Raw genomic sequence first — 24,234 nt, 5'->3', positions numbered from 1 at the left:
GGTATCCTACAAGTATTAAGCCAAAGAGATTTTTCCCGTCAGTGCGCTGACCGATAACACTATGACAGAACAAAAGAAATTGACCTTATCCGATCTTCATCAGCAGTTAGACTCGCTGATGCTACGCGATCGGTTGCGTTTTGCCCGCCGCCTGCAGGGGGCAAAGAAAGTTAAAAATCCTGAAGCACAGCAGGGCATTTTTCAGGCGATGGCTCAGGAGATGAACGAAGCCGCAGGGAAGGTTATGCTGCGTGAAGCCTCACGTCCCGCCATTACCTATCCCGATAACCTGCCGGTAAGTCAGAAGAAACAGGCGATCCTTGAGGCTGTACGTGACAATCAGGTCGTGATCGTTGCGGGCGAAACCGGCTCCGGGAAAACCACCCAGTTACCAAAAATTTGTATGGAACTGGGGCGTGGGGTGAAAGGGCTGATTGGTCATACCCAGCCGCGCCGCCTGGCGGCACGCACCGTCGCAAACCGCATTGCCGAAGAGCTACAAACCGAGCCGGGCGCTTGTATCGGCTATAAAGTCCGTTTTAGCGATCATGTCAGCGACAACACCCTGGTGAAGTTGATGACTGACGGCATCCTGCTGGCAGAAATCCAGCAGGATCGCCTGTTGATGCAGTACGACACCATTATTATCGATGAAGCGCACGAACGCAGTCTGAACATTGATTTCCTGCTCGGCTACCTGAAAGAGCTGCTACCCCGGCGTCCGGATCTGAAAATTATCATTACGTCGGCGACCATCGATCCGGAACGTTTCTCGCGCCACTTTAATAATGCGCCGATCATTGAGGTATCCGGTCGTACTTATCCAGTGGAAGTGCGCTACCGGCCTATTGTTGAAGAAGCGGACGATACCGAGCGCGATCAGCTACAGGCCATTTTCGATGCAGTGGATGAACTAAGCCAGGAAGCGCCGGGCGATATCCTGATTTTTATGAGCGGTGAGCGTGAAATCCGCGATACCGCCGATGCGCTGAACAAGCGCGATCTGCGTCATACGGAAGTGTTGCCACTCTACGCGCGGCTCTCTAACAGTGAGCAGAACCGCGTTTTCCAGTCACACAGCGGGCGACGCATTGTACTGGCGACTAACGTTGCGGAAACGTCGCTGACGGTGCCGGGCATTAAATATGTGATTGACCCCGGTACTGCGCGTATCAGCCGCTACAGTTACCGTACCAAAGTACAACGCCTGCCGATTGAGCCGGTTTCCCAGGCTTCTGCTAACCAGCGTAAAGGGCGCTGCGGGCGTGTTTCCGAAGGGATCTGTATTCGTCTCTATTCAGAGGACGATTTCCTCTCCCGTCCGGAATTTACCGACCCGGAAATCCTGCGTACTAATCTGGCGTCCGTTATTCTGCAAATGACCGCGCTGGGGCTGGGCGATATTGCCGCGTTTCCTTTTGTTGAAGCGCCGGATAAACGCAATATTCAGGATGGTGTGCGTCTGCTGGAAGAGCTCGGTGCTATCACCACTGACGAACAGGCCACTGCTTACAAGTTAACCCCGATGGGGCGTCAACTCAGTCAGTTGCCGGTAGACCCGCGTCTGGCTCGCATGGTGTTGGAAGCGCAAAAACACGGCTGTGTACGCGAGGCGATGATCATCACCTCGGCGTTGTCTATTCAGGATCCGCGTGAACGTCCGATGGACAAGCAGCAGGCGTCCGATGAAAAGCACCGCCGCTTCCACGATAAAGAGTCTGATTTCCTTGCGTTCGCGAATCTGTGGAACTACCTTGGCGAGCAACAGAAAGCCCTCTCGTCAAATCAGTTCCGCCGCCAGTGCAAGCTGGACTACCTCAACTACCTGCGCGTGCGCGAGTGGCAGGATATCTATACCCAACTGCGCCAGGTGGTGAAAGAGTTGGGGATCCCGGTGAACAGTGAACCGGCAGAGTACCGCGAAATCCATATCGCATTGCTGACCGGGCTACTGTCGCATATCGGGATGAAAGATGCCGATAAACAGGAGTTCACTGGTGCCCGCAATGCGCGTTTCTCTATTTTCCCTGGTTCCGGTTTATTCAAAAAGCCGCCAAAATGGGCCATTGTGGCTGAACTGGTGGAAACCAGCCGCCTGTGGGGGCGCATCGCGGCGCGCATCGATCCAGAATGGGTAGAGCCTGTCGCCCAGCATCTGATCAAGCGTTCTTACAGTGAACCGCACTGGGAACGTTCGCAGGGCGCGGTGATGGCGACGGAGAAGGTGACGGTTTACGGTTTGCCGATCGTGGCTGCCCGTAGCGTGAACTACAGCCAGATTGATCCGGCCCTGTGCCGCGAGTTGTTCATTCGCCACGCGCTGGTGGAAGGCGACTGGCAGACGCGCCATGCGTTTTTCCGCGACAACCTCAAACTGCGCGCCGAAATCGAAGAGCTTGAACATAAATCCCGTCGCCGCGACATTCTGGTCGATGACGATACGCTGTTTGAGTTCTATGACCAGCGCATCAGCCATGATGTGATTTCTGCCCGCCACTTTGATAGCTGGTGGAAGAAGGCGAGCCGTGAAACCCCGGATCTGCTCAACTTTGAAAAGAGTATGCTGATCAAAGAAGGGGCGGAGAAGGTCAGCAAGCTGGACTACCCGAACTTCTGGCATCAGGGCAACCTGAAACTGCGTCTTACCTATCAGTTTGAACCGGGTGCGGATGCCGACGGCGTGACGGTGCATATTCCGCTGCCGTTGCTCAATCAGGTTGAAGAAAGCGGCTTTGAATGGCAAATACCGGGGCTGCGTCGTGAGCTGGTCATTGCCCTGATTAAATCGTTACCCAAACCGGTACGACGCAACTTTGTGCCAGCGCCAAACTATGCGGAAGCGTTTTTAGGCCGCGTAACGCCGCTTGAACTGCCGCTATTAGATGCGCTGGAGCGTGAGCTTCGGCGTATGACGGGGCACACGATTGATCGCGATGACTGGCACTGGGATCAGGTTCCCGAGCATCTGAAAATCACCTTCAGGGTGGTAGATGAGAAGAACAAGAAACTGTCAGAAGGGCCGTCATTAAGTGCACTGAAAGCGTCGCTGAAAGGAAAAGTGCAGGAGACTCTGTCTGCGGTGGCAGACGACGGTATCGAACAAAGTGGGCTGCATATCTGGAGCTTCGGCCAGCTTCCGGAAAGTTACGAGCAGAAACGCGGCAACTATAAGGTGAAGGCCTGGCCCGCGCTGGTGGATGAGCGCGACAGCGTAGCCATCAAGCTGTTTGATAATCCGCTTGATCAGCAACAGGCTATGTGGAGCGGCTTACGCCGTCTGCTGTTGTTGAATATTCCTTCGCCCATCAAATATTTACATGAGAAGTTGCCGAACAAAGCCAAGCTCGGGCTGTACTTTAACCCGTATGGCAAAGTGCTGGATCTGATTGATGATTGTATCTCCTGCGGCGTTGATAAGTTGATTGACGAGGCGGGGGGGCCAGTCTGGACGGAAGAGGGCTTTACGGCGCTGCATGAGAAAGTCCGTGCTGACTTGAATGAAACGGTGGTTGAGATAGCCAAACAGGTCGAGCAGATCCTCACGGCGGTGTTCAATATTAACAAGCGTCTGAAAGGGCGTGTGGATATGACCATGGCGCTGGGGTTGTCGGATATTAAGGCGCAAATGAGCGGGCTGGTCTACCGTGGTTTTGTTACTGGCAATGGTTTCCGCCGTCTGGGTGATACGCTGCGCTATCTGCAGGCCATTGAGAAGCGTCTGGAGAAGCTGGCGGTTGATCCGCACCGCGACCGGGCACAAATGCTGAAAGTCGAGCAGGTTCAGCAGGCGTGGCAGCAGTGGCTGAACAAGCTACCGCCAGCGCGTCGTGAAGATGAAGAGGTCAAAGCGGTTCGCTGGATGATTGAAGAGCTTCGCGTCAGTTATTTTGCGCAGCAACTCGGCACACCGTATCCGGTTTCCGATAAGCGCGTGTTGCAGGCGATGGAGCAGGTGAGCGCGTAGTTTTTTCTTGCATCCCGAATGCGGCGCAGATTTTCTCCCTCTCCTGTGGGAGAGGGATCCCCACAAAAAATGCGAGCACTAATGGTCCCCTCTCACTGAGGGAGAGGGCCTGGGTGAGGGCATCAGGCCGCACGATGCCCTCCGGGAACTAACGCTTACGCATTCACCCACGCCAGGGTAAATCCATCCCACCCTTTAACGCCTACGGTCTGTATCGCGGTCGCGGTCAGCCGTGGGTCTTCGCCCAGCATCTCAATAAAGGTTCTGACGCCCTGAACCCTTGCGTCATCACTCTGTGGGTTGGTCACTTCACCGTCGCGAACCACATTATCACCAATGATTAACGTACCGGGGCGGGAATAGCGCAGCGCCCAGCGCAGGTAATCCGGGTTGCTCGGTTTGTCGGCATCAATGAAAATCAGATCAAACGGCGGATGTTCGCCCAGTTGTTCAAGGGAATTGAGTGCAGGGCCTTCAATAAGTTTTACTCGCTCAGCCACTCCTGCCAGTTGCAAATTCTGCCGGGCAATACTGGCGTGATGCGCGTCGGCTTCCAGCGTCAACAATTCCCCGTCGGTTGGTAATTCGCGCGCCATCCAGATGGTGCTGTAGCCACCGAGAGTCCCTATCTCAAGGATACGTTTAGCCCCCGTCATGCGCACAAAAAGGGCCAGTAACTGACCCTGGTTGGCCGCCACATCAAAGGCGGGAAGCCCTGCCTGCTGGTTATTCACCAACACCTGCTCAAGGATGTCATCTTTTGGGATGAGTTTTTCAATCAGATAGTTATCAACATTGGACCACTGTTTCTGCATAACATAACTCCCTGGTTAATCGCGCACTGCGGGCGTGGACCATCCACCGCCGAGTGCGCGATATAAATCGATTTGTGCCAGTAACAGGTTACTTTTGGCCTGAACGACGCTGAGCTGCGCGGAGAAGAGCGTGCGTTGGGCATCAAGCTCATCAATATAGGACGAGTAACCATTGCGATAGCGGTTTTGCGCAATGCGTAATGCCTCCTGCGCGACCAGCGTCTGCGCCTGCAATTCCGCCAGTTGTTCCTGCAAATGCGTTATCGCATCCAGACTGTCGTTGACCTCTTTAAAGGCATTTCTTACCGTCTTTTCATAGCTATACAGCGCCTGGTTTCGTTGTGACGCTGTCACGTCTACCTGCGCATTCAGCGCCTGACGATTAAGCAACGGAGCCAGAATACTGCCGCCAACACTCCATAGCTGGAGCGGGTTATCCAACAAGCCGGGGAGGGTTCTGTCCTGAATGCTGCCCGTGGCGGTGAGATTGATGGATGGCAGCAAACTGGCGCGCGCGGAAGCCAGCGTGGCATCGGCGGCGATCAACTGTTGCTCCGCCTGGGCAATATCCGGGCGACGATTAAGCAGTGACGATGGTAGGTTTGACGGGATGCTCAGCGGCGTGAGTTGATCGAGCTCATTTTGCCGGGCGATGCTACCAGGGTTGGCGCCAATGAGCAGACTAAGCGCATTTTCCTGCTGGGCGATTTGGTGGCGTAAACCGGGAATTTGTGCCCGCGTCGCGCGCATCTCAGAATCTGACTGCATCAGTTCCAACCGTGAGCTGTATCCCGTTTCATACTGACGCTGCGCCAGCCTGAACGCTTCTTCCCGGGCTTTTAAGGTCGATTCTGTTACCCGTAATTGATTATCAAGCGAAAGCAGATTGACATAGCCGGAGGCAACCGAGGCGGCGACGGTTAAATCAGCCGCTGCGGCTGCGGCTTTTTGTGCCGCCAGCGAGGCTTGTGCGGCATCGCTGGTAGTGCGATGAACGCCCCAGATATCCACATCGTAACTGGCCGTGAGCGTGCCTTTATACAAGGTGCTGTAGATAGGCAGGCCGGTAGCCGCAGACTGGCTCCGGGCGCGCGTGCCGCTCACACCGGCACTGAGCGAAGGAAAAAGACTGCCCTCTGTGCCGTAAACCCGTGCCTGGTACTCATTGACCCGCTCACGGGCAATCAGCACGTCACTGTTATAGCGTAGCGCCTGGTCTACATAACCGTTGAGCGCATTATCGTGAAAATTGCGCCACCAGACCTTTTCGACCGGGCTCGACGGACCAACGGCACTCCGCCAGGCCGCCGGGATCTGTAACGTGGGTTTCGCCGGTTTTACGTCAACGGACTGACACGCCGTCAGCAGCAGGCAGGTGAGTGCCACGAGAGGACGCACAGTCATTGCTTCGCCTCCCGGGTATCAATATGGACCTGTACCGACATGCCGGGGCGCAGGCGGGCGACGTCTTCTTCTTTGCCATTCACTTCAATGCGCACCGGGATACGCTGGGCGATTTTCACAAAGTTGCCCGTGGCGTTGTCCGGTGAGATGGCGCTAAATTCCACTCCAGTCGCCGGAGAGATACTCTCCACACGGCCTTCAAACGCTTTACCGTCGAGCGCATCGACGGTGAATCGTACCGGCTGACCAGGATGAACATTCGCCAGTTGCGTCTCTTTAAGATTGGCGATAACCCAGTGTTGGGCGGGGACCAGCGACGTCAGGTGCGTACCGGCGGTGACATATGCCCCCAGTCTGACGCTAATTTGTCCAAGCTGGCCGTCGCGCGGGGCGACAATGCGGGTGTTTTGCAGGTCGATATCTGCCAGTTCTAGCGCCGCTTTGGCATTTTCCACATCCGCTTCCAGGGAACCGCGATTAACGATAGTGGTTTGCAGATCCTGACGGGAGACGTCAAGGGTGGCCTGTGCCTGCGCAATACTGGCATTGCCCTGCGCCGCGCTGGCGAGAGCCGCGTCGCGCTCACGAACAGAGAGCGAACCGTCTTCACTCAGGGCTTTTACGCGTTTAAGGTTCGCCTGCGACTGGATATTCTGCGCTTTCGCACTGGCCAGCGCTGCCTCGTTACGCTGAATCACCGCCTCGGCACTTTTCCGTTGCTGAATATTGTTATTCAGCGCGGCGATTTTCATTGCCAGTTGCGCCTGTGCCTGATGGACGCGCTGACGATAAATACGATCGTCAATCTGCATCAGCAGGTCGCCTTTTTTCACCCTGGCAAAATCCTGAACATTCACCTGCGTAATATAGCCGTTAACCTGCGGGCTGATGAAGGTCGTCAGACCGCGCACGTAGGCGTTATCGGTAAACTGGGTTTGCCGGGTAAAAGGGGGCAACTGCCAGGCATAAAGAATCACCAGTACGCCAACAATGCCAATAGCGGCAGCGGCGAAAATTGATACAACACGCAGGTTACTGCGGGTATTTGCCCGCTCTTTGGCGGCATCCTGCTGGCTCATAGATACTCCAGTAAAGTTAACACTCTTATTTTTTGGTTCCGGTTGCCTGTCTTAATACGATACGCGCGGTGATACGCAGGCGTAGCAGTCGCCAGAATATCCACACCAGGGTGGCTGCCGCGACGGAGGCGGTTAACAGATAAGTATCGTTATAAGCGAGAATATTCGCTTCCAGCGTCGAGACGTTTTGCAGTTGGGTGGCGGCCTGTACGCTCAGTAACGTACTGTCACCGATCATGCTCTGGTACATCTGGCTGTAGAGTTGCAGCCGTTCGTTGACCAGTGGGTTAAGCGTGGTGAGCTGGTCGGCAAGCAGGCTGGAGTGGTATTTCTCACGCCAGGTCTGGAATGTCCCCAGAATGGCCGAACCTAGTAGGCCGCCAATATTCTGGCTCATCCCAAACAGTACCGAAAAGCTAACCAGATTACGCGGATCGGCTACCACGCCGCCGATCCCGGCCAGCATGGCGGGCGCGAGGAAGAAGGCGCTGCCAAAACCGAGCAAAAACTGGCTTATCATCAGTTGATCCGGGCGCGTCAGGCTGGTTGACTGGCTGTCCATCAGCGAGGCAATGATCATCAATACCAGCGAGGTAACGATGGGCCAGGAGAGGCGTTGGGGCTTGATCGTCAGACAACTGGCGATAATGCCGCAGATAATCCCGGCAAGAATAGACCACGCAAGGTTGGTCATCTGTTCGTTCTGCAAACCGACATACTGCAACCAGCCAAATACACCGGTGTTTTGCTCTGCCAGCACGATACGGATTAACAGCATGATTAAACCAAGCCGCACAATGCTGCCGCTGGAGAGCCAGCGCGTATTTAAGAGCGGGTTGCTGCGGTTATGCTCGAACACAATAGCGCTCACAATCAACACCACAGCCAGCGCCAGTGACCAGCCAATCCACGGCGCTTCAAACCACCAGTCGAGACGACCCAGCGACAGTACGGCGCAAATCAGCGCCATACCGGGTGCCAGCAAAAAGAAGGTAATAAAATCCTTCTTTTCAAAGACTTTCTTGCGATCGCCCGGCGGAAGCTTGAGCATCATCACGCAGGCGAGGGAGATCAGCGCCAGACCCAGTTCGAAAAAGTACAGGCCACGCCATTCATCAAGTTGCAGGAGTTCGGTGGAAAACAGCCTCGCGATGGGAATGGCCAGCGACGAACCGGTTATGCCGATCGTCAGGGCTTTCAGTCGATGACGGGCAGGCCAGGCCTGAATTTGATAATAGATCCCAAGCGAACTGAGCGCGGCAGCGACCATGCCGTGGGCCGCGCGCACCAGTAAGGCTGAACTGAGATCGTTAACGAAGAGGTGAAAGAAGGTCACCAGCACGTACAGTACCAAAAATCCTTCGGTAAAGGCGCGCAGCCCAAACTGCTGGCGGAACTTGACCAGCAGCAGGTTAATAGACACATTCGTCATTACGTAGACGGCGGGCAGCCAGGCAATTTCCGTCGACCAGGCGGCAAAGGTACCTTGCAGGTTTTGCAGATTAGCGGTGACCATGGCATTACCCAGCGCCCCGGTCATACAGACCAGCAGGCCGACGATGCCATAGGCGATGCGTTTCGGCGTGCTGTGAAACGGGGTCGAGGGTGATCCCAGCAGCATCGGCTTTTCGTGGGGCGCCCATTCTCGTGGCGCATACGGATCGCTTTTCGGCAGGCGCATTACTTCTTCTCAACCTCAGTGAGCAGTTTTTCCAGCACCCGGCGGGTTTGTGCCTGCTCCTCAGGGCTGATGACCGATAAAATTTCTTCGCGCAGGCTATCTGCCACGGTCTTTACCTGATGGTAAAGCGCCATGCCTTGCTCTGTTGCGACCAGCAGGCGTTTGCGCTTGTCCTGATCGGTCAGTACGCGCTCTACCAGTTGCTGTTCCACCAGGCGATTAATCAGCGGCACCAGCGTGGCGTTCTCAATGCCCAACTCCTGTGCGAGTTCACTCTGCGACAGCGGGGTTTCATTGCGCGCGATAGCGGCGACCGCAACCCAACTGGCCTGGCTCATGCCCAACCCTCGCAGGCGACGGTCAACCGCCAGGCGCCAGTGATGGGCCGTGAGATAGAGCAGGTGAGAGAAAGTGAGGTCGCGGTTATCCATATCGTTTTCTGATGATTAGTTAGATATCTAACGAGTTTATCGTTCACGGCGTGAATATTTCAAGTGTATTAGAAAGCTCAGGTTTTGTTGGAAAGCGCTTAAAGATAACAATGCCCAGGGAAGGGTCGGCATAATGGACGGGATCGTAGGGTGCTTTACGCTGTAGTTACGCTTCACTAAGCTGTACTGAGGCTTAAAAATGGAGGGCTCTTTCCATGATGAATTTTCCCCGCCTGGCTGAACAGACGCTTGCGGCTGCCAATACGCTGGGTCAGTGGCTGGCGCAAAATGATTTTGTTAGCAAGCCGACCCCCGTGCGTGCCGATGCGGTCATCATTCCTGGCCATTCGGTGATTCCAGTGATTGATGCCGCCTGTGCTATAGCTTCGGCTCAGCATATTCCGCTGATCATTAGCGGCGGCATTGGGCACTCCACGCCATTCCTTTACGCCGCGGTTTCCCGGCACTCTGCCTACAATTTAATCCCTACCACGGGGCGCAAAGAGGCGGAAATCATTGCGGATATCGCAGAGAAATTCTGGAAGATTAAGCGCAAAACGATTTTTGTCGAAAAACAGTCGACGAATTGTGGCGAAAATGCCCGGTTCTCGATAGATATGATGTTGTCGCACGGCATGAACGTCAAAACCGTATTGATTGTGCAAGATCCCGCGCTGCAGCGCAGAACGATGGCGACATTTACCCGGGCAAGCCAGGGCTGCGCCAGTGCCCCCCACTGGCTGAGTTACTCAGGGATTACCCCTGAGTTGATGAATACCGCTGATGGTCTGGCTTTTGTATCCCCGAAAGAAGGGCTATGGCCAGTTGATCGGTATTTATCACTGATTCTGGGCGAAGTGCCGCGCTTAAGAGATGACGCGCAGGGCTATGGCCCGGCAGGACGCGATTTTATTGTTCACGTTGATTTTCCCCCGGCGGTTGAGGAAGCGTGGCAGGTTCTTCAGTCCGATGCGCTGCTTTACGAAACGCTGCGCCGGCGTTCGCTGGTTTAAACGATGCCCGTTTGCGTCGACGCTGGCGCAAACGGTCAATCAATGTTGGTTTGATGTTATTCCATTGTTGCGTTTATGCTTTTCTTTTATGAGTTGACTCACAAAACTCGCTCTCCACCCTGGGAAACAGGCCGTGCACTTGTAGATTTTTAACAATGAGTTCACTTGTTAAAAACAATGTCATTACAGGAGCAGGTCATGACAGCACCCGTACAGCACCCTATGTATATCGATGGTCAATTTGTTACCTGGCAGGGCGATGCCTGGATTGATGTCACCAACCCGGCAACGGAAGCGTTGCTCTCGCGTATCCCGGACGGGACCGCGGAAGATGCGCGCAAAGCGATTGATGCCGCTGATAAAGCGCAGCCTGCGTGGGAAGCATTGCCTGCCATAGAACGTGCCGGGTGGTTACGCAAAATTGCCGCGGGTATTCGTGCCAGAGCGAGCGAAATCAGTGCGCTGATTGTTGCCGAAGGCGGCAAAATCCAGCAACTGGCGGAGGTGGAAGTCAATTTCACCGCCGACTATATCGATTATATGTCGGAGTGGGCGCGTCGCTATGAAGGTGAAATTCTCCAAAGCGACCGTCCCGGCGAAAATATCTTTGTCTTTAAGCGTCCGCTGGGCGTTACTACCGGGATCCTGCCATGGAACTTCCCGTTCTTCCTGATTGCCCGCAAACTGGCGCCAGCTCTGATTACCGGCAACACCATTGTCATCAAACCGAGTGAATTTACCCCTAATAACGCCATCGCTTTTGCGCAGATAGTGCATGAAGTGGGATTACCCAAAGGGGTCTTTAACCTGGTGCTGGGCCGGGGTGAAACCGTGGGCCAGGAGCTGGCGGGCAACCCAAAAGTGGCGATGGTCAGCATGACGGGCAGCGTGGTCGCGGGTGAAAAAATTATGGCCGCGGCGGCGAAAAATATCACCAAAGTCTGCCTCGAACTGGGCGGCAAAGCCCCGGCTATCGTTCTTGACGATGCCGATCTGGAATTAGCGGTGAAAGCCATTGTCGATTCCCGCGTGATCAACACCGGACAGGTCTGTAACTGCGCCGAACGTGTTTATGTGCAGAAAGGCATTTACGACCGTTTTGTTAATCGCCTGGGCGAGGCGATGAAAGCGGTGCAATTTGGTGATCCGGGCCAGCGCAATGACATCGCAATGGGGCCGTTAATTAACGCCGCCGCCCTTGAGCGCGTAGAATCCAAAGTCGCCCGCGCGGTGTCGGAAGGGGCGCGTGTGGTGCTGGGCGGTAAAGCGGTAGAAGGTAAAGGCTATTTCTACCCGCCAACGCTGCTGCTGGATGTGCGTCAGGAGATGTCCATTATGCATGAAGAGACATTTGGTCCGGTGCTGCCGGTTGTGGCATTCGATACGCTGGAAGAGGCGCTGGCCATGGCCAATGACAGCGATTACGGCCTGACGTCCTCTGTCTATACGCAAAACCTGAATACCGCGATGAAAGCCATTAAAGGGCTTAAGTTCGGCGAAACCTACATTAACCGTGAGAATTTTGAAGCGATGCAGGGCTTCCATGCCGGCTGGCGTAAGTCGGGGATTGGCGGCGCGGATGGTCGTCATGGGTTGGAAGAATATCTGCAAACCCAGATGGTCTATCTGCAGGCATAACGGAGGATCCCCGGTGGCGCTTCGCTTACCGGGGCTACTCAGGGATACGCAACCACACCGCACACATTTCGCGAGTGGCGCGATCGCGTAGCCAGGATAAGGCGGTTCACCGCCGCATCCGGGACATCACACAACTCACACCTTCGTTTCAATCCAGTTCATCATCAGATCCGGCCATACCGCGGCAGGTAACCCCTGCGCATCGCGGATACCAAAACCATGTGCACCCTGCTCGAAAAGGTGCATCTCAACCGGCACGCCAAGACGACGCAGCGCGCTAAACATCACCACACTGTTTTCTACCTTTACCGCCGGGTCATCCACCGCGTGGAGTAAAAAGGTCGGCGGCGTATTACTGTCCGCGCGTTCTTCTAACGAATAATGATGAATCTGCTGCTCCGCAGGCGTATCGCCAATAAGTTCATGGCGAGAGCCGGGATGGTCAATCTCCGCCCGCATGGTGATAACCGGATAAACCAGCGCCATAAACGCCGGACGGGCACTCAATCCATCAATGTCATCCAGAACCGGAGAGACCTTTTCGGCGTAGCGTGTCCCAAGGCTGGCGGCGGCATGGCCCCCTGCGGAAAACCCCATTACGCCAAGGCGCTCCGGGTCAAGCTGCCATTCCTGCGCCCGCGCCCGCAGGGTTCGCATCGCGCGCTGAACATCGGCAAGCGGGGCATTGGCACCTTCGATATGACCGTCACCCGGAAGGCGATAGGTCATCACAAAGAGTGTGTAACCCCGGGCGTTGAAGAAGGGCGCCAGGGCGCTGCCTTCTTTATCGAGTACCACGCGGCGATACGAACCGCCCGGCGTCACGAGGATACCAACCCCATTGGGTTTTTCCGGCGCGTAAACGGTAATTTGTGGCGCACGAACGCCGGTGACAGAACGGTCAAACGCTGACGGGCCAGTATGATTTTCTTCCAGTTGAAAAACCGTCGGGCTGGCAATGGCGCCGGGCGCTTCGCCCTGCGGCCAGACCGGAAATGTCGCGCAACGATCTACCGCGTCTTGCATAAGGGCAACTAACTCTTGCGTACTGATGTGCTTCACGCCGTATCTCCACAAATTGAAACGGTGGTTTATATCACAGGCATCAGCCAGAAAATGTGGGCGAGGTGGGAAAAGCGGGTGGCAAAACCACCCGCTTCATAACTTAGAGTTGGCGGTATTTTTCCAGAACGCGAACCAGTTGGGTGACGAAGCCATATTCGTTATCGTACCAGGAGACCGTTTTGACTAATTGCAGGTCGCCCACCTCGGTGATTTCGGTCTGCGTGGCGTCAAACACCGAACCGAAATGGCTGCCAATCACGTCAGAAGAGACAATCTCTTCGTCGGTATAGCCGAAGGATTCGTTATTCTCGGTGGCTTTCTTGAGCGCCTGATTAACGTCGTCCGCAGTGACTTTTTTGCCGAGAACGGAGACCAGCTCTGTGACGGAACCGGTTTTCACCGGTACGCGTTGAGCATGACCTTTCAGCTTACCGCTCAGGTCCGGAATGACCAGACCAATCGCTTTAGCTGCCCCTGTGGTATGCGGAATAATGTTTTCCGCAGCGGCACGGGAGGCACGAAGATCCTTCCCGCGAGGTCCATCTACCAGTGCCTGGGTGCCAGTATAGGCATGGATAGTGGTCATCGTACCCACCTTAATGCCAAAGCTGTCGTGCAGTGCTTTTGCCATCGGGGCAAGGCAGTTAGTGGTGCAGGAGGCAACGGAAATAATGGTGTCCTGGGGGGTGATCGTGTCGTCATTGACGTTAAAAACGATGGTTTTCATCTCGCCGGCCGGGGCAGAGATCAACACTTTTTTCGCCCCTGCTTCCAGATGCGCCTGTGATTTTTCGCTGGAGGTATAGAAACCGGTACACTCCACGATGATCTCAGCGCCTGCACTGCGCCAGGGAATGTGTTTTGCCTCTTTTTCTGCATAAACGGTGATTTTTTTACCGTCGACGATCAACGAATCTTCTGTAAAGTCCACGCTCCAGCGGAACGGGCCGTAGTTTGAGTCGTGCTTTAACAGATAAGCCAGCACTTTCGGGGAGGTCAGATCGTTGATAGCAACAACTTGTGCATCGCTGCCCACTTCGAGCAAACGGCGCAATACCAGACGACCAATACGCCCGAAACCATTAATGCCAATTTTACTCATCACTCTTCTCCATCGGGTTCAAAAAAATCACTTCACCAGGCATAGCCTGGGTTACACACAACGGCAAATGACAGCTTCTCATCCAGACGTAAGCGATTGATAATTGATAAAGAAAAGTTAATGAATTTTTAAGAAAAGCCCGGTATGTTGGCTTTTCTTCTGTTTCGTTTCAGGATTTTCATATGCGCAGCAACTATTCCGGGCTTCAAATTGCTATACACTGGCTGGTGTTTCTTCTGGTCATTGTCACGTATTGCGCCATGGAGTTTCGTGGTTTTGCGCCGCGCGACTGGCGTCCCTATTTCAATATTGTCCATGTCTCCTGTGGCATCACTATTTTGGTATTGATGATCGCACGCCTGTTGGTTCGCCTGAAAAGCACGACACCGCCCATCGTGCCGAAACCGTCACCGATGCTGACCGGGCTGGCGCATCTTGGCCACCTGATCATTTACCTGCTGTTTATCGCTCTGCCGATTCTGGGCCTGTTAATGATGTATAACCGCGGCGGTAACTGGATTGCTTTTGGTTTGTCGATGCCACACGCAGCCGAAGCCAATTTCGATCTGGTTGATATGCTTAAGGAATACCATGTGACGCTGGCGATGTTTGGTTATTATGTCATCGCCCTGCATGCTTTGGCCGCGCTTGCACACCATTATTTCTTCAAAGACAACACGTTATTGCGCATGATGCCGAAGAAACGTGTATAAATATAAATGCGATAGCGGTGTCATCATGCCGTTATTTTTAAGCCTCGCCTGGTTGCGGGGCTTATTTTTTGCTTAAAAGAAATGTGATCGTCTTTGGTTTTTCACCGAGAAAGCAGGGCGGCTATCACACTTTGGGCGTTAGTTGCTGTGCGAAATTCGAACTGTCAGTGTAGATAGTATATCTATTATAGAAACACTGTCATAAATGGAGGGGCTATGACACAGCCTGCACAGCAATCTCTCGAACGGACGGTTTTGTCGGAGGATGCCACTACGTCACGCAAATTACGTAAAGTTCTGCTGGCCACGGGCGTCGGCCATTTCGTCGAATGGTTCGATTTTGGTCTCTACGGAACACTCGCGGCCATCATCGGTTTACAATTCTTCCACGCGGAAAATCCCAGCGTGGCGCTGTTGTCATCGTTCGCCGTCTTTGGCGCGGGCTTTGTCATGCGCCCACTCGGTGGTCTGTTTTTTGGTTCTCTTGGCGATCGGAAAGGGCGGCAAAAAGTCCTTGCTACCGTCATTCTTCTGACCTCGGGCGCGACCTTTGTAATGGGGTTGTTGCCGACCTATCAGCAGATTGGTATTACGGCCACCGTGTTGCTGGTAATAACCCGACTCGTGCAGGGCTTTGCCGCCGGTGGTGAAAGTTCCGGTGCAACAACCTACCTGGCAGAATACGCGCCCGTTAACAAACGCGGCTACTTTACTTGCTGGATAGATAACTTTGGCTTTATGGCATTTGTGGCAGGCTCCGGGCTGGTCTTTCTGTTGACGGCATTTCTGGGCGAAAGCGCCATGAATGACTGGGGCTGGCGAATCCCATTCCTTATCGCCGGGCCATTAGGCTGGGTTGGTCTTTATCTGCGAACGCATCTGGAAGATTCACCCGAGTTCCTGGAAGCGAAAAAACAGGGGCAAACGGACGCCACACCGCTGCGCTCTGCGGTGACTCATGCCTGGGCGGCGCTGCTTTTCTGCGTGGGATTTGTGGTCATCAAAGCGGTCGGCCACTGGACGCTGCAAACCTTTATGCCCGGTTACCTTTCGACAGAGCTGCACTATTCGAAGCTGGATTCGTATGCCATCACCACGATAGGCCTGTTTTCGGTCGCGGTACTGGTACCCTTTATGGGCTATTTATCCGATAAATTTGGCCGTAAGCCGTTGATGCTGACGGGATGTGCCGGTTTTATTCTGCTGAGTTACCCGGCGATGATGCTCATGGCCAACGGTGATATGTTCTCAGCGGTGCTGGCAATGGTGATGCTCGGCGCGTTTATCGCGGCCTTTGACGGTGCCTGCAGCGCGGCGATGGCGGAGCTCTTTCCCACCAGTGTACGTTATGGCGGGTTGTCCATTGCCTACAATTTCGCTGTCGCCTTCTTTGGTGGTATTACGCCGTGGTTCTCTATCTGGCTGATAACCTCGACGGGGGACAAATTCTCTCCGGCGTATTATGTGATGGCCGCTGCGTTGATTACCTTCCTGACAGTCCTGCGCGCCCGCGAAACGGCTGGCTTGCCCCTTAAACGTTAATCGGTCGCCCGGTAGCCATGTTGCTACCGGGTGTTTATCTCTTGTGCTAAAGGTGATCAAAAAGTGATCATTCGATCGGTTTTGTCGATCAATGATATATTTTTATTTGATTAATCCTTTCAATGGCATAGACTCAATTCTGTTCTGCCTGTTAGGCCAACACCAGAAAAGGCAGAACATGTTGCCCTGGCAAGACCTACGCGGTCTTTCAGCTAGCTCAAGGATGGCGTAATAGTTCTTGCCAGGGTGACACCCTTAAATGCAGCCATGATATTTTACCGTGGTCGTGCTTTATTTATGTCGGTATGTTATTGAATGAGATTGAACAGACCCGACGTTGATAACGCACCTTAAAGGAATACGTTATGCTGGAATTGAGACCTGGCTGCGAATGCTGCAATACCGATCTTCCCCCCGATTCCACCCAAGCGCGCATTTGCTCGTTTGAATGCACATTTTGTGAGGATTGCGCGCAGAAGATGGCAATGCGCTGCCCGAACTGCGGCGGTGAACTGGTCAGCCGACCCCGCAGGCCGGCGGCAAAACTGGTGAATAACCCGCCATCAACAACCCGCATTTTTAAACCGCAGGGGTGCGCTTAATTATTTACGCACCGGTAAGATTCCGGGCGTAATAATGCAGCGCTTTTTGATAGCGTTTAATATTCTCTGTCGGTGGATGTTGTGCAAGGAGTTCCAGCATCGTCGACATCGCCTTATCGTGTTCGCCAAGGTTATGCAGGCACAGGGCATAAAAGGGGATAATTTCCGTTGCCTCAGGCCAGGTCGCCAGTGTTTCGGCAAAACGGGCTTTGGCTAAAGTGTATTTCCCCAGACACCGGTAAGTGCAGGCGAGGCCAAATAGCGCTTCAAACTTGTCTTCTCCTTCAAGGCCTGCCTCTAAAGCGGCTTGATAATATATTTCCGCTCTATCCTCAATGCCCTGGTTGTCCCAGGACCAGGCAATATTGAGCAGCGCGCGTGCCTTTAATTCCTCAATATTAATCAGGCTTTCAAGTAATTCACGGCTTTTTTCATATTCGCCCCCTTTACGCAGAGCAATGGCGGTGTGCAGGTTCTTTTCCATGGGTTCTGTTTCAAAGCCTCATCCAGATTTACGTCATCCCCGACAGTAAAATGAATAACAGGAAAGAGAAAGAGGATTTTCCTCGATACACGGCGTCATTGATGCTGACCTTGCGTTCGCGCTGAGATGTGCTTTGGTTGAATAAAGTGACAGTCGTGAGGATAAATAAGGAAGCGAAAAATGGTGACTGATTTATTGCTACGCGTGGCACTGGCGGGGTTACTTGGCGGGCTTATTGGTCTTGAACGTCAGTTGCGCGCGAAAGATGCTGGATTAAGAACGCATGTTCTTGTCGGGATTGGTAGCGCGCTGTTTATGATTGTCTCCAAATATGGTTTTGAGGATATTTTGCAGGAAAATCATGTGGCCCTGGATCCCAGCAGGGTGGCGGCACAGGTGGTCAGTGGCGTGGGTTTTCTGGGGGCCGGGACCATTATTATTCAAAAGCAGATCGTCAAGGGGCTGACCACAGCCGCAGGGATGTGGGTCACATCAGCCATTGGGCTGGTTATTGGCAGCGGAATGTATGCCATTGGCATCTATGGCGCATTTATGACGCTTTTCGTGCTCGAAGTCTTCCGGCAGTTAAGTCATCATTTTTTGAGCAAGCATTATGGCGTGCAGATAAAACTGAAACCGGAAAGTGTACCCATCGTTTTGGTCGCGTTGCAGGAGAGGAACGTTAAATTTGCCTTTCGCTCCCTGAAAAATAGCCAGGCGGGAGATAAAACAAGTGAATTATTTCTCGTGTTAACGCTACGCCCCGGTACGCCAATAAGCGATATTGGCGCGGATTTATCCCGCATTGAAGGCGTGAAATCGCTGGCGGTTAAATGAAAACCGGCTTATGGCGAAAACGCCTGTGCGCCAGGATCGCGATCCTGGCGCACAATAAGACTTAAACCACGCGGAACGTTCCTACCGTTTGTGTCAAAGTTGACGCCTGTTCCTCCAGAGAGGCTGCAGCCGCTGCGGCTTGTTCAACTAACGCGGCGTTTTGCTGCGTCACGTCATCCATCTGGTTCACCGCCACTCTGATATGTTCAATGCCGGAAGATTGTTCTCCGGATGCTGATGAGATTTCGGTCATCAATGAAGAGACTTCATGAATAGAGGCCATGATTTCATCCATTGTGGAGCCGGCCTGACCGACCAGCATCGAGCCTTCAGATACTTTGGCACTGGACGCTTCTATCAACTCTTTTATTTCCTTAGCAGCGGTCGCGCTTCGCTGCGCAAGTCCCCGGACTTCACTGGCGACGACAGCAAAACCACGGCCTTGTTCTCCCGCTCTTGCCGCTTCAACTGCCGCATTTAATGCCAGAATATTCGTCTGGAAAGCGATCCCCTCGATGGTCGCGATGATCTCAACGATTTTTTGCGAACTGTCGGAAATAGAACTCATTGTATTAATGACATTGTGCACTACCTTGCCACCACGCTCCGCGACAGATGAGGCAGTGGCTGCCAGCGTACTGGCATGCTGCGCGTTAGATGTGTTTTGGCGCACCGTTGCCGTTAGTTGTTCCATGCTGGCCGAGGTCTCAATAAGTGATGCGGCTTGCTCCTCAGTCCGGCTCGATAAATTCGTATTCCCGATCGCCACTTCTCTGGCGGCCTCGTCAATTGACGCCGCTGAATCCTGAATTTTTTCGACAAGTGAACGTAACTGCATCTGCATGGCATCGAGCGCGCTAAGAAGTTGCCCGGTTTCATCACGGGAGTGTCCTTTAATCGAAGACGTTAAATCACCTTGCGCAATGGACTCTGCGGTTTTTACGGCAATCTGCAACGGTGCAGTAATGATACGCGCAACAATAATGCACAGTGCCACAGCAATAATCACGCTCAGGAGGGCGCCAAAAAGAAGAATAGAGCGGGTTTGCGTCTCAGTAGACTTCACGGTGTCTTGCCTGACGAGTAGTAATGCGCTTTCCGCATTAATCATCTCATCAATTATGCCCCGCATAGTGTCCATCTGACTTTTGCCTGTATTCGCTTCGAAACTGGCATTAAAGTCATCAATACTCATCTTTTGGTTCACGACTTCCCGGCGCTGGTTAATAATTTTCTCGGCGACGTCGTGTAACCATAGCGAATACTGTTCAGAAAGGTGTTTTAGGCGCTCTTGCTGAGCGGGATTGTCGGCGGTAAATTCTTTAAGTGCGTCCCAGTGGCTGGAAAATGATTTCATGCCGATGTTGTAAGGTTCCAGCATCTCCTCTTTACCCGTGAGCGCAAAACCGCGTAAGCCGGTTTCCATATTTACCAGGCTTAATGTCAGTGCTCTGTTCTCATCAATGACTTGATAAGTATGCACATTCCAGTTGTTTGCGTTAACCAGAGTGGAAAAATTATAATAAAATACGCCACTTAGCACCAATAAGACCAAAATAATCAAGCTAAAAGCCGATGTTAACTTCCGACGGATGTTCATATTCTTAACCATATCTTCCTGCTCCAGCGTGAAACCAAAAATAATGCGACTGTATAAGTTTTCAATAAAAGTATTATCGTCATGGTGTTTTAATAATTTATATTTCGTGAGAAATAAATGAGTCTGGCGTTACACATAGCTATATATCAATAAGTTGAAGGCGACGGAATCTTTTAAAAATGAGGGTTATTAACATTGCTGCTTGTTATTATTTAGTGAAGCTGAATTAATGCAAAGCATGGCTAAACTTCTTCCGATAATATATTTATTTTATTCTTCACTCACACATCTTGCCGTTTCGCAAGATATATTCCTGTGCGTATGTAGGACGCAACAAAATTGCACATGCATTGCTTAAAAATATATCGGTTATAGATGACGCTATACCAGGGCGTTTATCCTGGGTCGGGATAATTATCTGGCCAGCGGGAAAAAGCAGGGGGAATGGGTTCACTTTTGGCCTTTCCGATGGTGCTGACGATGCAGGCCAATCCCCATACAATTCAACCAGTGAGTCATTAAGACGCGAAGGGTAGCTTGTGTGCTGGTTTTTTTATTTGTTAACGCAACACATTAATTTTACAGCAAGACATCGAATCATGTACCATACCCCCCTATAGTATAAAAAGGAGTGGCTATGCCGCATTCACCTGAAGATAAAAAACGTATCCTCACACGGGTTCGTCGTATCCGTGGGCAGGTCGACGCACTGGAGCGCGCGCTGGAAAACGGCGATCCCTGCATTGCTATCCTGCAACAGATCGCTGCCGTACGCGGTGCAGCTAACGGTCTGATGGGGGAAATGGTGGAGATACACCTGAAAGATGAACTGGTCAGTGGTGATACTACGCCCGATCAGCGCGCCGCCCGTATGGCGGAAGTCGGTCATCTTTTACGCTCTTATCTAAAATAAATTCTAACGTACACCTAAAAAGGAAGTGTCTGATGAAATCACGTGCTGCTGTTGCGTTTGGGCCGGGTCAACCGCTCAAAATTGTTGAGATTGATGTCGCGCCGCCGAAAAAAGGCGAAGTTCTGGTACGCATCACCCACACCGGCGTTTGCCATACCGATGCCTTTACCCTTTCAGGTGATGATCCGGAAGGCGTATTCCCGGCGGTCCTGGGCCACGAAGGCGGCGGTATTGTTGTGGAGGTCGGTGAAGGGGTGACCAGCCTGAAACCCGGCGATCATGTTATTCCGCTGTACACGGCAGAATGTGGCGAGTGTAAGTTCTGTAAATCCGGTAAAACTAACCTTTGTCAGGCCGTTCGCGCCACACAGGGTAAAGGCCTGATGCCAGATGGCACCACCCGTTTCTCCTACAATGGTGAACCGATTTACCACTACATGGGCACCAGTACGTTTAGTGAGTACACGGTGGTTGCAGAAATCTCCCTGGCAAAAGTCAACCCGCAGGCGCCGCTGGACAAAGTCTGCCTGCTCGGCTGCGGTGTGACCACCGGTATTGGTGCAGTACACAACACGGCGAAAGTGAAAGAGGGCGACACCGTTGCGGTGTTCGGCCTGGGCGGGATTGGTCTGGCGGTTATTCAGGGTGCGGTTCAGGCCAAAGCCGGTCGTATTATTGCCGTGGATACCAACCCGGATAAATTCACCCTGGCGAAAGAGATGGGGGCCACCGATTTCGTCAATCCTAAGGATTACGAAAAACCGATTCAGGAGGTGATTGTTGAACTGACTGACGGCGGTGTTGATTTTAGCTTTGAATGCATCGGCAATGTGGATGTGATGCGCGCGGCGCTCGAGTGCTGCCATAAAGGCTGGGGCGAAAGCGTCATTATCGGTGTGGCCGGTGCAGGCCAGGAAATCAAAACCCGTCCGTTCCAGTTGGTAACCGGTCGCGTCTGGCGTGGTTCAGCATTTGGTGGCGTAAAAGGGCGTACTCAATTACCGGGAATGGTGGAGGATGCGATGGCAGGCAAGATTCGTCTCGACCCGTTTATTACCCATCGACTCCCGTTAGATAAGATCAACGACGCCTTCGATCTCATGCATCAAGGCAAATCCATTCGTACCGTCATTCATTTCGGCGACAAATAAGTACACGACTGGCCAGCGGTTACGCCGCTGGCATTTTCAATGTCTAAATCTGTGACCCGCCTGACATTTTTCCCCTTAACATAAATCCCACAATTGCCGATACCTTTCTTACAGGCGTGTTTTACGCATCTTATATAAAAGAGAGTCGATAGCCATGGATAACACAGCAGCGATGCACAGACAGCAAAGCATTGGATTTATGCACAATATTCGATTGGTTCCCTTATTTTCCGCTATCCTGAGTGGCATTTTGCTGTTATTTGCGCTGAGTTCCGGGTTAGCAGGGTATTTCTTGATGCAGGCTGACCGAGACCAGCAGGATGTTACGCAAGAAATCCAGGTTCGTATGGGGTTATCTAACAGTTCCAATAACTTACGTATAGCGCGTATCAGCCTGATCCATGCCGGGGCGGCCAGCCGCATTGCGGAAATGGATGATATGAGAAAGAACATTGCGGATGCGGAAAAACGTATCAAGCAAGCGCAAGATGGCTTTAATACCTATATGGCCCGTGCGGTGAAAACGCCGGAAGATTTAGCGCTTGATGGCGAGTTGACCACGCGCTTTAACGCCTATTTCGACGGTATGCAGCCGATGCTGAAATATGCCAAAAACGGCATGTTTGAAGCGATCATCAACCATGAAAATGAGCAGGCGCGCGTTTTAGACAGCGCATTTAATGAATACCTGCTTAAAGCGATTCAGATTCGTAGCGATCGCGCTGCTCGCCTCGGTGAACTGGCTCACCAACGCACTCAGCTTGGGCTGATCTTTATGGCAGGGGCTTTTGCTATCGCGCTGTTCTTAACGGTCATAACCTTTACCGTATTACGTCGTGTGGTCATTAATCCGCTGCAGCGCGCTGCCAAACGTATTGAACATATCGCGGCCGGAGACCTTACCGTCGCGGAAGAGGTCACCGGACGCAGTGAGATTGGTCGTTTGACCCACGATTTGCAGTTGATGCAGCACTCCCTGGTCAAAACCGTTACCACTGTGCGTGATGGCGCGGAAGAAATTTATCGCGGGACCAGCGAGATCTCTGCCGGGAACACCGATCTTTCTTCACGTACTGAACAGCAGGCTGCAGCGATTGAGCAGACCGCAGCCAGTATGGAAGAGCTTACGGCGACCGTGAAACAGAATGCGGACAATGCGCATCATGCCAGCAGCCTGGCGCGTGATGCCTCCGGTAAAGCGACGAAAGGCGGTGAGATTGTTGATGGCGTGGTACAGACCATGGGCAATATCACCTCCAGCTCGAAGAAAATCTCTGAAATTACTGCGGTCATTAACAGTATCGCCTTCCAGACAAATATTCTCGCGTTGAACGCCGCGGTTGAAGCTGCGCGTGCCGGTGAGCAAGGCCGCGGTTTTGCAGTGGTGGCCAGCGAAGTCCGTACACTGGCAAGCCGCAGTGCGCAGGCAGCGAAAGAGATTGAAGCACTGATCAGCGAGTCAGTGAGTTTGATTGATAAAGGCTCAAGTGAAGTCGTGGCCGCAGGTGAAACGATGGATGAGATCGTGACGGCGGTGAAACGCGTTACCGATATCATGCTGGAAATTGCCGCTGCGTCGGATGAGCAGAGTAAAGGGATTACTCAGGTAAGCCAGGCTATCACCGAGATGGATAATGTCACCCAGCAGAACGCCTCACTGGTAGAAGAGGCAACGGCGGCGGCAACGTCTCTGGAAGAGCAGGCTGCGCGTCTTACCGAAGCGGTTGGCGCGTTTCGCGTGCATGCCGGTGGCACAAGTCGTCCGGTGAAATCTTCATCAACCCCGACGAAACCCGTCAATACTCAGCGCCCTGCGATGGCACATGGCAGCGAGAACTGGGAAACGTTCTAATGGTATGAGGGCCGCTAATGCGGCCCTTTTTATAACTTCCCTTCAAGAAAACTCTCCACTGTATTTATCGAGATTCCTCGCAAAAACATATCATTAATGTTGCTTTTATATGCATATTTGATAGCGTTACCATGGGTTCAACGGAGGGAACCGGATGAAATACAGTGAGTTCAGACGGTGGTTGTTAGAGCAGGGAGCTATATTGCAGAAACATCGCCGCGGCAGCAGCCATTTCAAAGTCTATTTAGACGACAGACAGTCCATTTTTCCAGACCATGGCGCAAAGGAGATGCCGGAAGGCACAAGAAAAAAGATAATCAAAGATCTTGGGCTTTAAAGGGTGAAAAT

General features: G+C 52.9%; 20 protein-coding genes. 11 read left to right on the top strand and 9 right to left on the bottom strand.

The genetic code is table 11. From position 1 onward, the window contains the following. Positions 1–61: 61 nt before the first annotated feature. On the top strand, positions 62–3,964 hold the full coding sequence (gene hrpA / locus ABIB59_RS16465; protein WP_354036211.1) for an ATP-dependent RNA helicase HrpA: 3,903 nt from the start codon (positions 62–64) through the stop codon (positions 3,962–3,964). Positions 3,965–4,119: 155 nt separating this feature from the next. On the opposite strand, the gene ABIB59_RS16460 is transcribed toward hrpA, so the two are convergent. From ABIB59_RS16460 to ABIB59_RS16440, 5 genes are read right to left on the bottom strand one after another with little or no spacing between them, the layout of a single operon-like run. Beyond that, positions 4,120–4,779: an O-methyltransferase gene (locus tag ABIB59_RS16460; RefSeq protein ID WP_039076977.1), complete on the bottom strand. Its 660-nt coding sequence runs from the start codon at positions 4,777–4,779 to the stop codon at positions 4,120–4,122. A gap of 15 nt (positions 4,780–4,794) precedes the next feature. Further along, positions 4,795–6,183, bottom strand: coding sequence for an efflux transporter outer membrane subunit (locus tag ABIB59_RS16455; RefSeq protein ID WP_354036209.1), 1,389 nt, complete (start codon positions 6,181–6,183; stop codon positions 4,795–4,797). Further along, positions 6,180–7,262, bottom strand: coding sequence for an HlyD family secretion protein (locus ABIB59_RS16450; protein WP_039076979.1), 1,083 nt, complete (start codon positions 7,260–7,262; stop codon positions 6,180–6,182). Before ABIB59_RS16450 ends, ABIB59_RS16455 begins: the two co-directional genes overlap by 4 nt. Before the next feature lie 25 nt (positions 7,263–7,287). Continuing rightward, positions 7,288–8,943, bottom strand: a complete 1,656-nt coding sequence (locus ABIB59_RS16445; protein ID WP_039076980.1) for an MFS transporter — start codon at positions 8,941–8,943, stop codon at positions 7,288–7,290. After that, on the bottom strand, positions 8,943–9,374 hold the full coding sequence (locus tag ABIB59_RS16440; protein ID WP_039076981.1) for a MarR family winged helix-turn-helix transcriptional regulator: 432 nt from the start codon (positions 9,372–9,374) through the stop codon (positions 8,943–8,945). The genes ABIB59_RS16445 and ABIB59_RS16440 overlap by 1 nt, the downstream gene beginning before the upstream one ends. A 215-nt stretch (positions 9,375–9,589) precedes the next feature. Between ABIB59_RS16440 and ABIB59_RS16435 the strand changes: the two genes are divergently transcribed. Together ABIB59_RS16435 and aldA are read left to right on the top strand one after the other, a co-directional pair. Then, on the top strand, positions 9,590–10,387 hold the full coding sequence (locus tag ABIB59_RS16435; RefSeq protein WP_317085646.1) for a YdcF family protein: 798 nt from the start codon (positions 9,590–9,592) through the stop codon (positions 10,385–10,387). Between the two features lie 198 nt (positions 10,388–10,585). Then, the gene (aldA, locus tag ABIB59_RS16430) at positions 10,586–12,025 is read left to right on the top strand and encodes an aldehyde dehydrogenase (RefSeq protein ID WP_039076983.1); all 1,440 of its coding nucleotides are present in this window, start codon (positions 10,586–10,588) and stop codon (positions 12,023–12,025) included. 135 nt (positions 12,026–12,160) lie between these two features. On the opposite strand, the gene ABIB59_RS16425 is transcribed toward aldA, so the two are convergent. Both ABIB59_RS16425 and gap read right to left on the bottom strand, forming a co-directional pair. Continuing rightward, positions 12,161–13,051 (bottom strand): alpha/beta hydrolase, encoded by an 891-nt coding sequence (locus ABIB59_RS16425; protein WP_502910518.1) that lies wholly within the window; start codon positions 13,049–13,051, stop codon positions 12,161–12,163. Between the two features lie 139 nt (positions 13,052–13,190). Then, on the bottom strand, positions 13,191–14,192 hold the full coding sequence (gene gap, locus ABIB59_RS16420; RefSeq protein WP_039079140.1) for a type I glyceraldehyde-3-phosphate dehydrogenase: 1,002 nt from the start codon (positions 14,190–14,192) through the stop codon (positions 13,191–13,193). A gap of 182 nt (positions 14,193–14,374) precedes the next feature. On the opposite strand from gap, the gene cybB reads away from it, so the two are divergent. The 3 genes from cybB (at position 14,375) to ABIB59_RS16405 (ending at position 17,049) form a co-directional block, all read left to right on the top strand. After that, entirely contained in the window at positions 14,375–14,905 is a 531-nt protein-coding gene (cybB, locus tag ABIB59_RS16415) for a cytochrome b561 (RefSeq protein WP_354036203.1), read from the top strand. A 216-nt stretch (positions 14,906–15,121) separates the two neighbouring features. Continuing rightward, complete coding sequence (locus ABIB59_RS16410) at positions 15,122–16,447, top strand: MFS transporter (protein ID WP_039079138.1); 1,326 nt, start codon at positions 15,122–15,124, stop codon at positions 16,445–16,447. A gap of 365 nt (positions 16,448–16,812) precedes the next feature. Further along, entirely contained in the window at positions 16,813–17,049 is a 237-nt protein-coding gene (locus tag ABIB59_RS16405; protein ID WP_039079137.1) for a DUF1272 domain-containing protein, read from the top strand. A 4-nt stretch (positions 17,050–17,053) separates the two neighbouring features. Here the strand turns inward: ABIB59_RS16405 and ABIB59_RS16400 are convergent, their stop codons facing one another. Further along, entirely contained in the window at positions 17,054–17,533 is a 480-nt protein-coding gene (locus ABIB59_RS16400; protein ID WP_354036201.1) for a tetratricopeptide repeat protein, read from the bottom strand. A gap of 180 nt (positions 17,534–17,713) precedes the next feature. Here ABIB59_RS16400 and ABIB59_RS16395 point away from each other — a divergent pair, with 180 nt between their 5' ends. Beyond that, the gene (locus tag ABIB59_RS16395) at positions 17,714–18,370 is read left to right on the top strand and encodes an MgtC/SapB family protein (protein ID WP_039079135.1); all 657 of its coding nucleotides are present in this window, start codon (positions 17,714–17,716) and stop codon (positions 18,368–18,370) included. A 61-nt stretch (positions 18,371–18,431) separates the two neighbouring features. Here the strand turns inward: ABIB59_RS16395 and ABIB59_RS16390 are convergent, their stop codons facing one another. Further along, on the bottom strand, positions 18,432–19,982 hold the full coding sequence (locus ABIB59_RS16390; protein ID WP_039079134.1) for a methyl-accepting chemotaxis protein: 1,551 nt from the start codon (positions 19,980–19,982) through the stop codon (positions 18,432–18,434). Positions 19,983–20,607: 625 nt separating this feature from the next. Between ABIB59_RS16390 and ABIB59_RS16385 the strand changes: the two genes are divergently transcribed. The 4 genes from ABIB59_RS16385 to ABIB59_RS16370 all read left to right on the top strand — a co-directional run bounded on the left by ABIB59_RS16385 (position 20,608) and on the right by ABIB59_RS16370 (position 24,223). After that, complete coding sequence (locus tag ABIB59_RS16385; RefSeq protein ID WP_039079133.1) at positions 20,608–20,883, top strand: metal/formaldehyde-sensitive transcriptional repressor; 276 nt, start codon at positions 20,608–20,610, stop codon at positions 20,881–20,883. A 32-nt stretch (positions 20,884–20,915) separates the two neighbouring features. Then, on the top strand, positions 20,916–22,034 hold the full coding sequence (locus tag ABIB59_RS16380) for an S-(hydroxymethyl)glutathione dehydrogenase/class III alcohol dehydrogenase (protein WP_354036198.1): 1,119 nt from the start codon (positions 20,916–20,918) through the stop codon (positions 22,032–22,034). 154 nt (positions 22,035–22,188) lie between these two features. Next, positions 22,189–23,886 carry a methyl-accepting chemotaxis protein gene (locus ABIB59_RS16375; RefSeq protein WP_039079131.1) on the top strand — a complete coding sequence of 566 codons (1,698 nt, stop codon included), beginning with the start codon at positions 22,189–22,191 and terminating at the stop codon, positions 23,884–23,886. A 154-nt stretch (positions 23,887–24,040) separates the two neighbouring features. Beyond that, positions 24,041–24,223 carry a type II toxin-antitoxin system HicA family toxin gene (locus tag ABIB59_RS16370; RefSeq protein ID WP_039079130.1) on the top strand — a complete coding sequence of 61 codons (183 nt, stop codon included), beginning with the start codon at positions 24,041–24,043 and terminating at the stop codon, positions 24,221–24,223. Positions 24,224–24,234: the final 11 nt, after the last annotated feature.

This window comes from Citrobacter sp. UYEF32, assembly GCF_040546205.1.
Taxonomy (GTDB): Bacteria; Pseudomonadota; Gammaproteobacteria; order Enterobacterales; family Enterobacteriaceae; genus Phytobacter; species Phytobacter diazotrophicus.
The sequence above is the reverse complement of the archived record's forward strand: the minus strand, read 5'-3'. Positions and strand labels throughout refer to the sequence as shown.

Bases quoted from the DNA above. Each gene is read 5' to 3' on its own strand.
- hrpA (WP_354036211.1), top strand. From the start codon at position 62: ATGACAGAACAAAAGAAATTGACCTTATCCGATCTTCATCAGCAGTTA.
- ABIB59_RS16460 (WP_039076977.1), bottom strand. From the start codon at position 4,779: ATGCAGAAACAGTGGTCCAATGTTGATAACTATCTGATTGAAAAACTC.
- ABIB59_RS16455 (WP_354036209.1), bottom strand. From the start codon at position 6,183: ATGACTGTGCGTCCTCTCGTGGCACTCACCTGCCTGCTGCTGACGGCG.
- ABIB59_RS16450 (WP_039076979.1), bottom strand. From the start codon at position 7,262: ATGAGCCAGCAGGATGCCGCCAAAGAGCGGGCAAATACCCGCAGTAAC.
- ABIB59_RS16445 (WP_039076980.1), bottom strand. From the start codon at position 8,943: ATGCGCCTGCCGAAAAGCGATCCGTATGCGCCACGAGAATGGGCGCCC.
- ABIB59_RS16440 (WP_039076981.1), bottom strand. From the start codon at position 9,374: ATGGATAACCGCGACCTCACTTTCTCTCACCTGCTCTATCTCACGGCC.
- ABIB59_RS16435 (WP_317085646.1), top strand. From the start codon at position 9,590: ATGATGAATTTTCCCCGCCTGGCTGAACAGACGCTTGCGGCTGCCAAT.
- aldA (WP_039076983.1), top strand. From the start codon at position 10,586: ATGACAGCACCCGTACAGCACCCTATGTATATCGATGGTCAATTTGTT.
- ABIB59_RS16425 (WP_502910518.1), bottom strand. From the start codon at position 13,051: ATGCAAGACGCGGTAGATCGTTGCGCGACATTTCCGGTCTGGCCGCAG.
- gap (WP_039079140.1), bottom strand. From the start codon at position 14,192: ATGAGTAAAATTGGCATTAATGGTTTCGGGCGTATTGGTCGTCTGGTA.
- cybB (WP_354036203.1), top strand. From the start codon at position 14,375: ATGCGCAGCAACTATTCCGGGCTTCAAATTGCTATACACTGGCTGGTG.
- ABIB59_RS16410 (WP_039079138.1), top strand. From the start codon at position 15,122: ATGACACAGCCTGCACAGCAATCTCTCGAACGGACGGTTTTGTCGGAG.
- ABIB59_RS16405 (WP_039079137.1), top strand. From the start codon at position 16,813: ATGCTGGAATTGAGACCTGGCTGCGAATGCTGCAATACCGATCTTCCC.
- ABIB59_RS16400 (WP_354036201.1), bottom strand. From the start codon at position 17,533: ATGGAAAAGAACCTGCACACCGCCATTGCTCTGCGTAAAGGGGGCGAA.
- ABIB59_RS16395 (WP_039079135.1), top strand. From the start codon at position 17,714: ATGGTGACTGATTTATTGCTACGCGTGGCACTGGCGGGGTTACTTGGC.
- ABIB59_RS16390 (WP_039079134.1), bottom strand. From the start codon at position 19,982: ATGGTTAAGAATATGAACATCCGTCGGAAGTTAACATCGGCTTTTAGC.
- ABIB59_RS16385 (WP_039079133.1), top strand. From the start codon at position 20,608: ATGCCGCATTCACCTGAAGATAAAAAACGTATCCTCACACGGGTTCGT.
- ABIB59_RS16380 (WP_354036198.1), top strand. From the start codon at position 20,916: ATGAAATCACGTGCTGCTGTTGCGTTTGGGCCGGGTCAACCGCTCAAA.
- ABIB59_RS16375 (WP_039079131.1), top strand. From the start codon at position 22,189: ATGGATAACACAGCAGCGATGCACAGACAGCAAAGCATTGGATTTATG.
- ABIB59_RS16370 (WP_039079130.1), top strand. From the start codon at position 24,041: ATGAAATACAGTGAGTTCAGACGGTGGTTGTTAGAGCAGGGAGCTATA.